Genomic DNA, 13,278 nt, shown 5'->3' on the forward strand with positions numbered 1-13,278 from the left:
GTATTTTTTAATTCAAATGACACATTCTTCAAATGAGAACGCGATATTGCCAATATTAATCAATAAAAAGAACTTATGAAATCACTTTTCTTTTCCCTTCTATTCACTGCATTTTCAATTGGTGCCTTTGCACAGGGGCTGGCACCAGGAACAGCGGTACCAAACGCTGTTTTTTATAAAGAAAATGGAGCTAAATTTTCTACAGACCAGATTCCTAAAGGAAAAAAATCACTGATTATGTTTTTTGATGCCACCTGCGAACATTGTCAGAAGGTAGCCGGAAACCTTAGTAAAAGCACCAAGGAACTATCAAGCGTTAATATGTACTTAGTCTCGCAAGATGTATTTCGTTCGATCAACTATTTCGTGGATACTTTTGCTAAACCATTAAAAACCATGAAAAACGTAACCACCTTACAAGACAAGGACTACGTTTTCATTCCTTTATTTCATCCGAAACAATATCCTTCATTATACCTTTACGGACCAGATAAAAAATTGATCCTATTCTCTAGTAATGAAAAAGATGTGCCCAAATTCCTCAATCTAATGAAATAAGGAATTCAAACACATCTCTGCCTCAACTGACAAATTTCTTGCTTAGTTGAAGATTTCAAGCCAAATGAAAATGCCAATTGAATATTCAATTGGCATTTTCATTTGGCTGTTTTTAAGGATTATTTTTTATAATTAACGCCCATATTATAAAAGAGGAAAGCCCATCTATCGGCAATTTCTTCTATGGCTTTATCGGTTGGTTTCCCTGCCCCATGCCCCGCATTCGTCTGTATGCTAATTAAAACAGGTGCATCACCAGCCTGATCTCTTTGCAAGGTTGCTGCAAACTTAAAAGAATGAGCAGGCACCACACGATCATCATGATCAGCTGTTGTAATCAATGTAGCAGGATACTTAACACCTGGTTTTAAAGCATGAACAGGTGAATATTTATACAAGTATTCAAACATCTCTTTGGAATCTTCTGAAGTACCATAATCGTAACTCCACCCAGCGCCAGCGGTAAACTTATGGTAACGAAGCATATCCATTACCCCCACCGCAGGGAAAGCTACCTTAAACAAATCAGGACGTTGTGCCAAAGTAGCGCCAACCAGTAAGCCCCCATTTGAACCACCCATACTGGCCAGGTAATCTTTAGAGGTGTATTTATGAGCGATCAGGAACTCTCCAGCAGCAATAAAATCATCAAACACATTTTGCTTTTGTAACTTCGTTCCTGCCAAATGCCATTTCTCCCCATATTCTCCACCACCTCGCAAATTGGCTACCGCATAAACACCGCCTTGCTCCATCAATACAATGTTAGCAGTGCTGAACGAAGGAGTCAGACTAACATCAAAACCTCCATAACCATATAAAACAGTCGGATTTTTACCATTAAGGACGATGCCCTTTTTGTAGGTAATGATCATTGGTACTTTTGTGCCATCTTTTGAAGTGTAAAACACCTGCTTAGACTCATAATTCGAAGGATCGAAATCTACTCCGGACTTCTTATACACTTCAGATTTGCCATTGTCTACGTTATACTTGAAGATCGTTGAAGGATATACATAAGAAGTGAAGGTATAATACAATTCTTTATCTTCTTTTTTACTTCCAAATCCACCAGCTGTGCCGATTCCTGGAAGCCTAATTTCATGCTCCATTTTGCCATTCATATCGTATTGCAAAACCATGGATACCGCATCTTTGATATAATTGGCAAATAATTTACCCCCACCTGTAGAAGGACTCAGCACATGATTAGTCTCTTTGATCAGTTCCTTCCAGTTTTCAACGCCTGGATGAGCAGCATCTACCGTCACCACCCGACCGTTAGGCGCATTCAGATTGGTATAGATGTACAATTTTGTTCCAATATTATCGATGATACTATGGTTCTTATCAAAATTAGCAACCACAGGAACAATCTTCCCATCTTTGGCGGTCAAATCTTTAATATACAATTCATTACCAGAAGTGGAGTTTGCTGCAGAAATAATCAAATAATGCTCATCTTCTGTTAAACCTGCACCAATATAACGTCTTGGGGTTTTCTCCCCGCCAAAAATCAATTGATCATCCTTTTGATCAGTCCCAAGTTGATGAAAAAAAAGTTTGTGATATTGAGTCAGTCCGGACAATTGGCTTCCTTCAGCTGGTTTATCGTAGCTACTGTAGTAGAAACCAGTATTTCCTTGCCAGGCGATCCCTGAAAATTTCACATCTGTTAATGTTTCACCAACTACAGATTTATCACTAGCCTTCAATATGATCACCTTAGTCCAGTCCGAACCACCTTCAGAAACCTGATAAGCCACCATACTTCCATCTTTTGAAAAGCTTATTCCAGCCAAAGAACTGGTTGCATCTTTTGAAAAGGTATTTGGATCAAGAAAAACCTCAGGTTCCCCAGCCTCTTTCTGACGATAAAGGACGCTTTGGTTTTGCAAACCTGTATTCTTGTAATAATAAGTATATCCACCTTCTTTAAAAGGCTGAGAATACTTTTCATAGTTCAATAGTTTTTTCAAACGCTCCTTGATGTCATTTCTATAAGGAATTTGTGCGAGATAGGCATGAGTTACCGCATTCTGTGCCTGTACCCATAATTTGGTCTCTTCCGAACGGTCATCTTCCAACCAACGATAAGGATCTGCTACAGTAGTACCGAAGTAAGTATCTGTTACGTTTTCTTTTTTTGTTTCAGGGTAAGTCATAGTTTTTTTTGGGGTATTACTCAGCTGGGCTTCCGCAACGAATGGAAGCATAACGGCGAGAAAGATTAACCCTTTGCCTGAGTTTTTCATAAATTCTATTTATTCTTTTATTGAGGTATGGTTTGCAGGATTCAGATACTCATGAACAACAGGAATATCTGCTTCCGCCCAATCGCAATTTAGTAAATCTGAAGGCTCCATCCAAGCATAAGCCGCATGCTCTTTCAGCAGAATTTCCCCGGCAACAATGCGACATACAAAAGGAATGAGGAGAATTGAGAACGTTGGATAATGATACGAAGAGGCCGGTATCGCGGCAACAATTTCCACTTCAACATCCAACTCTTCTTTGATTTCCCTGATCAGACAATCTTCCGGACTTTCGCCAGGTTCCATTTTACCTCCAGGGAATTCCATCTTCAAAGGCATAGACATGGTGGCACTGCGTTGCGTAACCAATACCAGCCCCGCTTCATTCACGATAATTGCACAACAAACATCAATCATAGCCGAAGATAATTTTTTTATGGCTATCTTGGTTCTATATTAATTCTTAATCCATATCTAAACAGGATTTCCAAAAATCCGATCTGCTAGACAGGAATGCCTCAACGGCCTTTCCCATGTCTAACAAGATGTTTATGTATAAATAATACCCTTCAATTTATCATTTTTGATTAAGAACAATATGAATATTGCCATAAAAGTTGCCCTTATTGGCGCAACAGGAAAAGCAGGAAAATACCTGCTTAAAGAATTATTAAACCAAGGTTATCAGGTAAAAGCACTCCTTAGAAAACCTGAATCCTTTACCATCAGCCACCCAAATTTGGAAATTGTAAGTGGTGACATTAAGGATTTGGATACAACCGATCATTTACTGGACAGTTGTCATACGGTAATTAGTGCAATTGGTCAACCAAAAGATGAACCACTCGTTTCTAGTCTTGCAGCAGCAAATCTGATTCAGGTGATGCATCAAAAGCGGATTAGCCGATATGTATTTCTTGCCGGATTAAGCATTGATATGCCTGGCGATCAAAAGAGCGAAGCTAACTTACAGGGTTCTAAATGGATGAAAGAAACTTTTCCAGTAGTCACGTCAGATAAAGAAAAAGCAGTACAATATTTACTGGAAAGCGATATCGAATGGACAATGGTCAGGTTGCCCTGGATTGAAGAAAGAGATGAAACCTGCGACCTAAAAGTAAGTCTGCGGGACTGCCTTGGGGGAAAGATCGGCACTACTGACTTGGCAAACTTTGTTATTCAACAACTGACTGATCCTACTTATATTCGAAAAGGACCGTTCATAGCCAGCTAAAGTAGCTCAATTTTAATTAATTACACTTTAACTATATGGAATACCCACAATTATTAAAGTGAAAATCCGCTTATTGATCTATACAAATGGATAGTCAATAAGCGGATTTAAATTCAAGGAATGTTCTATGATTAATCCAATGAAACGAACAACTCTGATTGTGTTAACCACACACCATCAATTTTGCGCCACATGGCTGAATAATTACCTCTAAACGCTTCTGTTTTATAATTCCAGGCGCCAGTTTCCCAGGCTAAAATCCCACTATCCCCAATGACAATAGATGAAGGAATGCGTTCAAATAAAGGTGGTTTACCAGCAAACATCTCTTTCCATGTTTTCAATAATTTCGCTTTACCTGAATACTGTCCACCTTCTCCGGAGATCACAATGATATCATCCATCCAATATTTGGCTACTCCTGCAACATCCTGGTTAGAGATGGCCATATTTGAGTCCATCCTGGAAAGGCGGATGGCTTCTTCTTCTTGTCTTTTAAAAAATGATACTGAACTCATAAAAAATTAGCTTCGTCTTGTTTGTTGAACTGCTAAGATGGTGAAAATATTAATTTTTCACTCTATTTTGCTCATCTTCTGCTCCGGTATTTTTGTGTTTTCTAACCCCCGAAAAGGTCTTTCCAAAGCGATAGCTATAACTTAAGACTACATTTCTAGAATCTGCCCGATTGCGCCAGCCTGCTGTTGTTCCAGCCAAATTGTTGATCTTTCCATTCGTAATCCTGGTATAAAAGAGATCATTACCATTTATTCTTATCGTCGAACTTGGAGAAAGTTTCTTTTGGACCCCCGCATTAAATCCATACATCCGTCCTATAGTAAACTGTACATCCGTAATTTTAGAGCGATAAGAGCCACTACCTTCCGCAGTCCAGCTTTCGCTCAATTTAAATTGAAAACTATTGTTGGTAGAAAAGAAAGTTCCCTTAGTATGTAAGGCTCCACTATAAAAATCAGCACTTTTTGCATCAATATTGGTTACCTCCCCATAAAACTGCCAGGTCAGCCATGAAAACAGATCCAATCCTGCATTTACACTAAGGCTTTTCACTACCTTTCTTCCAATATTTCCCGGCCTGCTATAATAGATCCCATCGCGAATTTCAATAGTCTCGTTCACCTCATCTTTAGTATCACTATAACTCAATGTGGTCGTAATCTTATTCTTATAAGTATGAGAAAGCTCAATACTATTGGTAAAAGAAGGGTTTAAGAAAGGATTTCCTTCATAATAAGTAAACTTATCCAGTGGGGAAACAAAAGGATTCAGGTCCTGGAAATAAGGACGATCTACCCTTCTGCCATAATTTAAACCAATCTGATGATTACCTAAAGTATCCAGTTTATAAGATACATATGCCGTAGGAAACAAACTGGTATAGTTTCTATTGAAAGCAGAGTCAGGTTTCACAGGATTACCAAGTTGATGACCGTCAGAATTCGTGTTTTCTGCACGTAACCCCAATTGTATCGACCATTTCCCAGATTCCCTGCTGAGGTTTAAATAACCGGAATTGATGTTCTCTTTATAAATGAAATGATTACTCTTTTGATAATCCGGCTTGGTGACCTCGCCAATTGTATAGCTATATGCGCCCACATTATCTGTCTTGGTATAACTTGATTTTACACCGGCATCTACCTTCCAATTGTTCTTAAAAGGCTTGGTGTAATCTGCTTTAAATGAATAAATTTTAATATTAGCAGGTAATTCACCATGGAGAATATCTTCAGATTTCAAACTTTGATCGGGCAAATAGGAAGAATTAAGAATCTGTTGGCGGGTATTGGTTTTATAAACCAGGTAATCGGCATCCAATGCAAGCTGCTGTCCTGACTTATCAAAGTCGTGGCGATAATTCAGATTCACGCCGAGATTTTTAAAGCTTTGTCTGTCTTTACTTAGTGCTTTAACTACAGAATCCAACTCCCTTCCCGCATTTAAAAGCTGACTAACATTATCGGTCGTTTGATTCCCAGATCTGTCCATGCCTGTTAAGACCAAGCCCCAGGTACTTTTCTCTGATTGGTAGTAATCCATTCCGATTTTACCATTCAGCATATTACCTTTTCTTCGGATATAGCTATTCTGTTCGAAAAAAGATTGAGTACTGCCATCCTCATTTTTATACCGTCTAAATAAATCCAGATCGGTGAAATTATTTTGATGACTATAGCCGAGGTTGGTGAAAAAGTTCAGTTTATTTTTTCGGTAATTCATGTTGAAGCTGTTGTTCGTTCTAGCCAATTGCCCCTGAACATAGCCCAGATTTAGTCCGCCATTCCACCCACGTTGGTCATTTTTATGGGTTTTAATGTTGATCACTCCCCCATTTCCGGCCGCATCATACTTTGCAGGAGGATTGGTCATCAATTCGATCTGATCCAAGGCAGAAGATGGCAATGACCTCAAGTAATTTTCCAGGTCCGTACCGGACAAATAACTCGGCTTACCATCAATAAATATCGCAACCCCTTGTTTTCCTTTCAGACTAATCGCTCCATTCTGATCTACAATTACCCCTGGAGATTTCTCCAAAACATCCATTGCTGTTGTGCCTGAATTTGCAATCAATGCGTCAACATTAACTACTGTACGATCAATTTTACGCTCAATAAAGGCTTTTTTTCCTGTAATAGCGACTTCTTTTAAGTCTTTTGTTGTCGCGCGCAAAGTCAAATCCGGAAGCAAAATGCTGGAAGCTCCCGCTTTCAACAGGATCACTGCTGACTGGAGATTTTGATAGCCCATCGCAGAAATTCTCAATTGATAACTTCCTTCAGTCAGTTGTTCAAAAGAAAACTTCCCATCTTCAGCCGTAAAAGTGCTTTTCAAAAGATTGCTATCGCTCACCTTGAATAGCGCTACGGTTGCCAGATCGAAAGGTTGTTTAGAATCCTTTACGACTTTCCCTGAAATACGCCCTGTTCCGATTACTTTATTGGAAACTGGAGCTGGTTTGATCTCCACCGAGGCTTGACCAAAAGCTAAAATTTGGGCTGTACTCAGCCAGGCGACTAAAATTGCCACTATCAATACTTTCATTTATTTTAATAATTAATTTGAAGAAATGCTGCTCAACAGCAGGCTAGGGTATATTAAATGAATATTTACGATGTTTTATTTAGATTCAAATTCTTGTTGATAAGAGATGATCCAATCCACACTTTTTATGTATTTTTTGGCGTATTTTTTTCGAATGTCTTCCGGAAGTTTCTGGTCATTTAAAACAAACTGATCCTTATCCATTTCGAAAGAAAGGTTTTCTTTTCCAGCCACCAAGTGATCTTTTATCAAATCTTCCAAGATATTGTCCTGGATTTTCTCATTATAGCGTTGTGCATTTTCATCATCTGCCACAAACTTCTTAGTAATGGTAGATTTTGCAGTCTCCGATTCTGACCGTTCTGTTATCGTCTTCGTTTTACCTGATCCAAAAATTTTATTTCCAGCTTTCACCAGGACCCTTTCTGTAGCAGCAACTAGCTGATCAACTATTGACCTATTCTTTTCAACGCTTGAAGCTTGTTGTTCAACCGCTGCTGCTTTTTGCTTAACGTCTGCAGATTTCCCTGCAATGTCTGCAGCTTTTTGCTCAAGGTCTGAAGGTTGTTGCACAACTTTTGAAACTCCCTTTTCAAATGCTTTTGGTTCCTTGGCTTGCAGAATTTTTTGAACAGATTTTTTGTTCGGCTGTTTGGCCGGTTGTTTCATCACAGACGAAAACGCCATACTTAAAGTCAGGACCGTCAACAAGGCGACCGCCATAATCCGCTGTTCCATTTTCGTTAGTGTAGGGTGATCATTAGAAACGATCCTTTTCACGCGTTTCACCAGTTGACCAGGATCTTCAGCAATGGCCATGGCATACTGAGGTTTATTCATTTGAAACTCCTCACAAGAAACCAAAGCACTGATATAACCGACTTTATTATTCGTATTCAAAACAGCCAGATCATCGCAGCAACTTTCTCTTTCTTCCCTGATCAAACCACTAATCCATAAAACCGCTGGATTAAAGAAAAACAGCAATTCCATAAAGCTCTGCAAGATATTCACCAGATAATCTCTTCGTTTTACATGTGCCAGCTCATGGCAAATGATCGCCTCTACCTCTTCTTTTGAAAGGTTATTGAGCAAACCAATTGGAACCAAAATCAATGGTTTAAAATAACCTACTACCATTGGGACATTTACCAATCCAGACTGCACAATAGCCACTACCTTATGAATACCAAATTGCACAGCCAATTCCTGAACCCTATTTTTCCAAAACACTCCGGCGTCCGTGATTTTTGTGTTCCGGATTCTTTTGATACTGTACAGTCCAGCAAACAACTGAACGCTCTTCGCAGCAATGACTAACAGCCACAGTAACACAATCGTAGTCGCATAGGAATTAAAATAAGACCATACACTTTGAATCCAAATCCAGGGCTGCTGTACGATAGCGATAGAAGTATTCCCCGGACTATTCAGACCTGATGATGTTATGCCAGGCAGAAACCCGTTATTTACTTCAGTATTGCCATTTACACCAAAAAAAGCAGTTTCATCGGCAAACTTCCATTCATATATAAAGCTGGCAAAAACACCTATTGAGAACAAGATGAAACAAGAAATCAAAAGATTATATCTTAACCTGGCGCTAGATCTGCTGGTAAAAATAATCACTGCCGCTGTGAGCAAGGCAAGGATCAAGCCTTGCCATAGTGAGTGTAATAAAGTTTTAAAAATGATGCTTTCCATACCTGTGGTTCTTTAAGGATGTGCTATTTCTTTGTATTAGGTGCTTTTTGAAAGCCCCCATTTATTTCGAATATCTGTTACTGTTTAAGCTAAGACTTCTCCTTTTCCAATTGACTTAGTAAGGTTTTGATGGCTTCAAGATCTTCTTTTGAAGTTTTCTTGTTCCCCATTAACTGCATCATCAACCGGCCCGCTGAGCCATTGTACATGGTATCAATAAACTTGTCTAATAGAAAATCCTTGGTCGTCTGCTCTTTTTCTGCTACGTGATAAATATGTTTCATTTGACTTTCATCACGGGTTAAGATTCCCTTTTCCGCCATAATTTGCATCAACTTTAAAGTAGAGGTGTAATTGACCTCCCGAAATTCGTTTAATTTATCATTTACCAAACGTACGGTAGTTGGACCTTTCTCCCATAATACCTGTAGAATTTCCAATTCTGCTTTTGTTGGCTCTATTTGCTTTGGGTTTTTAGAATTATGCACTTCCATAATCTAAAGGTAGGAAAGTTTTCGTACGAAACAATACTTAGGATTATTATTTTTATAGAATAAAGCTATAATCGAAAAAACAGGCGTAAAACAACCTATTAAACAAAGCTTTAACAGCAGCTAATAAAAACAGGCGCAAAAAAAAGGGCGAAAAACCATAGTTCTCCGCCCGTATATAGAAATAAATTAATTGTAATTATCCGTTATTTTTACGGCTCATGATGGCATGATAAGCACCATCCCAAAGTCCTATTCTTTTCCTTAATGATTCCAGGCTCATTTCTTCAGCTGCTAACCAATGCGCTTCATTATTCCCGCAAAGTTCTGCAGTCATTTCCAATGCGAGGTGGCTATGGTGATCTCCATCCACTTCTATGTGTCTGTCCAGGTAATATTTAAACATAGAAATTTGGTCAGGAAACTTCTGATTTAAGTCGTTAACCATCGTTAAAAACATATTAGGTATCAAATCTTCTCTACCAAAAGTAAAAGTACTCGCTTGTATGTGCGTTTGTTTCCCATCAATTACCTGGAAAGTGAAATCAACAAAATCTCTGGCCTCCACCGGAGTTCCTGCTGCTTCATATGCTGCATTCCTTGTTTCTCCAGACTTTAAAGCGTCCATAAATTTAGCAAAAGCACTGGTATCTGCGCCGCACTGCTGCATCGCATCCAGGTACATCTCAAAATGACTTTTCTTATTACCTTGCGCATCTACATCAGATTCTTCCCCTGCTACAATTTCATTAATTAGGGAACGGGTATTTCCAGAGCCTACCGGAAACCAAGGAATACTGGTGCAGGTTAAATTGATTTGCAAAGCTTTCAGGAGGGACATGAAATCCCAAACTGCATAAATATGGTATTCCATAAAGATCCTTAAATCTGTCAGGTCATTAATCACTCCATAAACTTTATGCTGAATAATCTCCTGTCTTAATGGCTCAATATGGTGTTGAATTTTTTCTAGTGTCGTATTTGTTCTGTTTTCCATGGTCGTAAAAAATGCAAATGTATACATTCGGTACGATTGAATATCCTGAGTAAGTACGAACTTATTTAAAAATGACAATAGCAGTAATTTATTTTCCTGCAGTAATGACAATGATGTCTCTTTTTACATCCATCCCCAGATTATTGGTGATCTGCTCTTTCTCTTCCCACACTTTTATAACGTCAAAGCCCACCTCTTCCAATAGATCTCTCACCATCTGCGTATGGTACAACTCAAAATCCCATTTGGTAAAAGGTAACTGTTCCATGAAAGTTTTGTCGGCAAACCCAATACAAAAATAGCCGCCTGGTTTTAAGGCCTTATAAATTTCTGTTGCATAAGCTTTAGGGTCTTTCCAGAAATACAAGGTATTCACCGTGAAAATCTTATGAAAAGTATGGGGAGGAAAATCGATATGAACACCATCCGACAAAGAGAAAATGGCTTGACCTGCAGCTACAAATTCCTGATTAATTCTGTTCGCCTCTTCAATCATCGTATCGGAAATATCGATTCCAGTATAATGCAACCCTTTTGCCTGTGCCATGAGCAAAGCAAGGTGGCTTCCATTTCCTGGTCCAATTTCGAGTACCTCCTGTTTATTGGCAAGTTTCATCGCATCAATCGTCCTCTTGATCATATTCTCATTTGAAACAGCCATACGTTCTCCGGTTTTCTTCCCTTCCTCACCTTTTGGTGAACTTAATTGACTGCCGACTGCTTTCAATTCATCTTCATTCCATTTATTTTCCATAATTGAGCTATTTAAACCCTTAGTATCAATTGATTTAACACTTCAACACCTAATTTGTGCGACAAGATATAAAACAAGTATAAGGAAATAAAGTCACCTTCCAGATTTAATGAAAATGACTGTTTTTGAAAGCCAAAAAAATAATTGACAATATTTTTCTTCCCTATATAGTATGGAAACGGAAAGTATTGCGATATTGCGACCCTTTTATCTATAACTATGATGATGTTTTTCCTGGTTGCAATTAATGCAATGATTTTTCTTTTCCTGTCTTTTTTACATATCTACTGGGCTTTTGGCGGTACCTGGGCATTGGAAAATGCACTACCTGTAAGTTCTAGTGGAGAAAAAGCCTTACAACCTGGAAAAACAGGCACTTTAATGGTCGCTGTTGGACTGGCTATTTTTGCCTTCATTACGGTGGCAAATACAGGAATCATTGGAACCTTTATTCCGATGAATTACGTTCATATTGCCACTTATTTCATTGCTGGTATCTTTTCTTTACGTGCCATTGGCGATTTCAAATACATCGGTATGATGAAGAGCGTTAAAGGAACTGGTTTTTCAAAAGAGGACACCAGAACTTATATTCCATTGTGTCTTTTGATTTCGCTCTTTAGCTTATCAATTCCACTAATGTCTTGCGGAAAATAAGGCAGCTATACCATTTAGAAGCAAACATTAACCTAATAAAGCGGCAATCAACCGGATGCCGCGTTCCATTTCTTCGGCTTCCAAAGATGCATACCCTAGTCTTAGCGCATTCAGCGGTTGCTCATCAAAAGAAAATCTTTCTGTAGAAATCACTTGTACGCCATTTTTCAACAACTGTTCTGCAAGCTGGTTGGTATTCTGTGGCTTTTTAAAGACCAGCCAAAATGCGAGTCCACCTTCCGGAAGTTCATAATTTGCGAGGTCTTTCATATAGAGATCCAAGTACTTTGCCATCAAAGCCCTTCGCGCTCTATAGACGGCCAGAGCCCTTTTCGCGTGTTTATTGACCAAGCCTTCTTCCATTAATTCGGCTACGGCATGCTCCATTACCGGATCTCCCTGTCGGTCTATGGTCATCCTTAATGCGGCTAAAGAATCGATAAAATCTTCCGGACCGGCCACATAACCTATCCTTACCGCAGGCGCAATTAATTTACTTAAAGAACTGATATAAATTACATTATGCGCTGTTTCATAGCTTGCCAATGGTTGTAAACTCCGCAATCCGAAATGATAATCATGGTCATAATCGTCTTCTACAATTGCAAAACCGTATTGATTAGAAAGATTCAGTAATTGCAATCTTCGATCTGCCTTCATGCTCCTGGTGCTTGGAAATTGATGTTGAGGCGTCACATAAACCGCTTTTATGGGTTGCAACTTACACAATTGCTCCAGCTTTTCTACATCAATTCCATGTTCATCCAATCCAACAGGTAGCATCACCGCACCGGCATGTTTGAAAACATCATACGCTGGTCTATATCCTGGGTTTTCAATGGCTACAAAATCCCCTGGCTTCACTAGAACCTGTGCAGTTAAATAAAGCGCCATTTGGCTTCCTCTTGTAATACAGATCTGGTTGACATTAAAATTTAATGCCCGATCCATACCCAACATCCTCGCAACTGCCAGGCGGAGACGCTCCTCTCCTCTTTCATTTGCATAACCCAACATCCGCCATCTTGCCTTCTGCTGAAAAATCCTTTTATAAGCTCTGGCCAGCTCATCTAAAGGTGCCAGTTTAACATCTGGTAAACCATCATTAAAGACAATTAAAGGAATATCTGTGGGGATATCCTTAGGAATCCCTGGATGATATGCGGTAAAAGAGAAGTTTTTTAAAGCAGAAATACTGGCTTCATTTCTTGGGTTACGCCTGGTCTTTTGTTTAGGGAGCTTCTCAGAAATGAAGGTTCCCTTTTTATAAAAAGCTTCCAACCAGCCTTCTGCAATTAGCTGTTCATAGGCAAGAACCACTGTTTTTCTATTGACACCTATATCTTCGGCCAGAATTCTACTTCCTGGCAAGGACATGCCAGGTTTCAATCGACCTTTCATAATTTCTGCAATCAAACCGTCAGCAATCTGCTGGAAAACAGACTTATTCGATCCCAATTCAATATTCAACACGGTTTTCCAAGGTCTTAACATCTGGCCCATTAGTTTTAGTAAAAACTGGATGATTTTAGTCCGCCAAAAATAAGCAAATTTTGCAGCGT

12 protein-coding genes are annotated in these 13,278 nt (G+C 39.0%); 3 read left to right on the forward strand and 9 right to left on the reverse strand.

Annotation, left to right across the window (positions count from 1 at the left end; genetic code table 11):
* Positions 1 to 75 precede the first annotated feature (75 nt).
* A complete protein-coding gene (locus GM920_RS16160) occupies positions 76 to 558 on the forward strand; it encodes a TlpA family protein disulfide reductase (protein ID WP_182959404.1) in 483 nt (160 codons plus the stop codon).
* Positions 559 to 677: 119 nt separating this feature from the next.
* Here the strand turns inward: GM920_RS16160 and GM920_RS16165 are convergent, their stop codons facing one another.
* On the reverse strand, positions 678 to 2,813 hold the full coding sequence (locus GM920_RS16165; RefSeq protein WP_182959406.1) for a prolyl oligopeptidase family serine peptidase: 2,136 nt from the start codon (positions 2,811 to 2,813) through the stop codon (positions 678 to 680).
* A gap of 9 nt (positions 2,814 to 2,822) precedes the next feature.
* Entirely contained in the window at positions 2,823 to 3,230 is a 408-nt protein-coding gene (locus GM920_RS16170) for a (deoxy)nucleoside triphosphate pyrophosphohydrolase (RefSeq protein WP_182959408.1), read from the reverse strand.
* Positions 3,231 to 3,411: 181 nt separating this feature from the next.
* Between GM920_RS16170 and GM920_RS16175 the strand changes: the two genes are divergently transcribed.
* Positions 3,412 to 4,047: an NAD(P)-dependent oxidoreductase gene (locus GM920_RS16175; RefSeq protein ID WP_182959409.1), complete on the forward strand. Its 636-nt coding sequence runs from the start codon at positions 3,412 to 3,414 to the stop codon at positions 4,045 to 4,047.
* Positions 4,048 to 4,178: 131 nt separating this feature from the next.
* On the opposite strand, the gene GM920_RS16180 is transcribed toward GM920_RS16175, so the two are convergent.
* The 6 genes from GM920_RS16180 to GM920_RS16205 all read right to left on the reverse strand — a co-directional run bounded on the left by GM920_RS16180 (position 4,179) and on the right by GM920_RS16205 (position 11,059).
* Positions 4,179 to 4,565, reverse strand: a complete 387-nt coding sequence (locus GM920_RS16180) for a YybH family protein (RefSeq protein ID WP_182959411.1) — start codon at positions 4,563 to 4,565, stop codon at positions 4,179 to 4,181.
* A 49-nt stretch (positions 4,566 to 4,614) separates the two neighbouring features.
* Positions 4,615 to 7,113 (reverse strand): TonB-dependent receptor, encoded by a 2,499-nt coding sequence (locus GM920_RS16185; protein WP_182959413.1) that lies wholly within the window; start codon positions 7,111 to 7,113, stop codon positions 4,615 to 4,617.
* Between the two features lie 75 nt (positions 7,114 to 7,188).
* Entirely contained in the window at positions 7,189 to 8,817 is a 1,629-nt protein-coding gene (locus GM920_RS16190) for a M56 family metallopeptidase (RefSeq protein WP_182959415.1), read from the reverse strand.
* A gap of 89 nt (positions 8,818 to 8,906) precedes the next feature.
* A complete protein-coding gene (locus GM920_RS16195) occupies positions 8,907 to 9,311 on the reverse strand; it encodes a BlaI/MecI/CopY family transcriptional regulator (RefSeq protein ID WP_182959417.1) in 405 nt (134 codons plus the stop codon).
* 196 nt (positions 9,312 to 9,507) lie between these two features.
* On the reverse strand, positions 9,508 to 10,332 hold the full coding sequence (locus tag GM920_RS16200) for a DUF3050 domain-containing protein (RefSeq protein ID WP_235964558.1): 825 nt from the start codon (positions 10,330 to 10,332) through the stop codon (positions 9,508 to 9,510).
* 61 nt (positions 10,333 to 10,393) lie between these two features.
* Entirely contained in the window at positions 10,394 to 11,059 is a 666-nt protein-coding gene (locus tag GM920_RS16205; RefSeq protein ID WP_182959419.1) for a class I SAM-dependent methyltransferase, read from the reverse strand.
* Positions 11,060 to 11,278: 219 nt separating this feature from the next.
* Between GM920_RS16205 and GM920_RS16210 the strand changes: the two genes are divergently transcribed.
* Entirely contained in the window at positions 11,279 to 11,716 is a 438-nt protein-coding gene (locus tag GM920_RS16210; protein ID WP_182959421.1) for a DUF3995 domain-containing protein, read from the forward strand.
* Positions 11,717 to 11,743: 27 nt separating this feature from the next.
* On the opposite strand, the gene pdxR is transcribed toward GM920_RS16210, so the two are convergent.
* On the reverse strand, positions 11,744 to 13,210 hold the full coding sequence (pdxR, locus tag GM920_RS16215) for a MocR-like pyridoxine biosynthesis transcription factor PdxR (RefSeq protein ID WP_182959423.1): 1,467 nt from the start codon (positions 13,208 to 13,210) through the stop codon (positions 11,744 to 11,746).
* Positions 13,211 to 13,278: the final 68 nt, after the last annotated feature.

It is taken from the genome of Pedobacter gandavensis, assembly GCF_014172405.1.
Taxonomy (GTDB): domain Bacteria; phylum Bacteroidota; class Bacteroidia; order Sphingobacteriales; family Sphingobacteriaceae; genus Pedobacter; species Pedobacter gandavensis.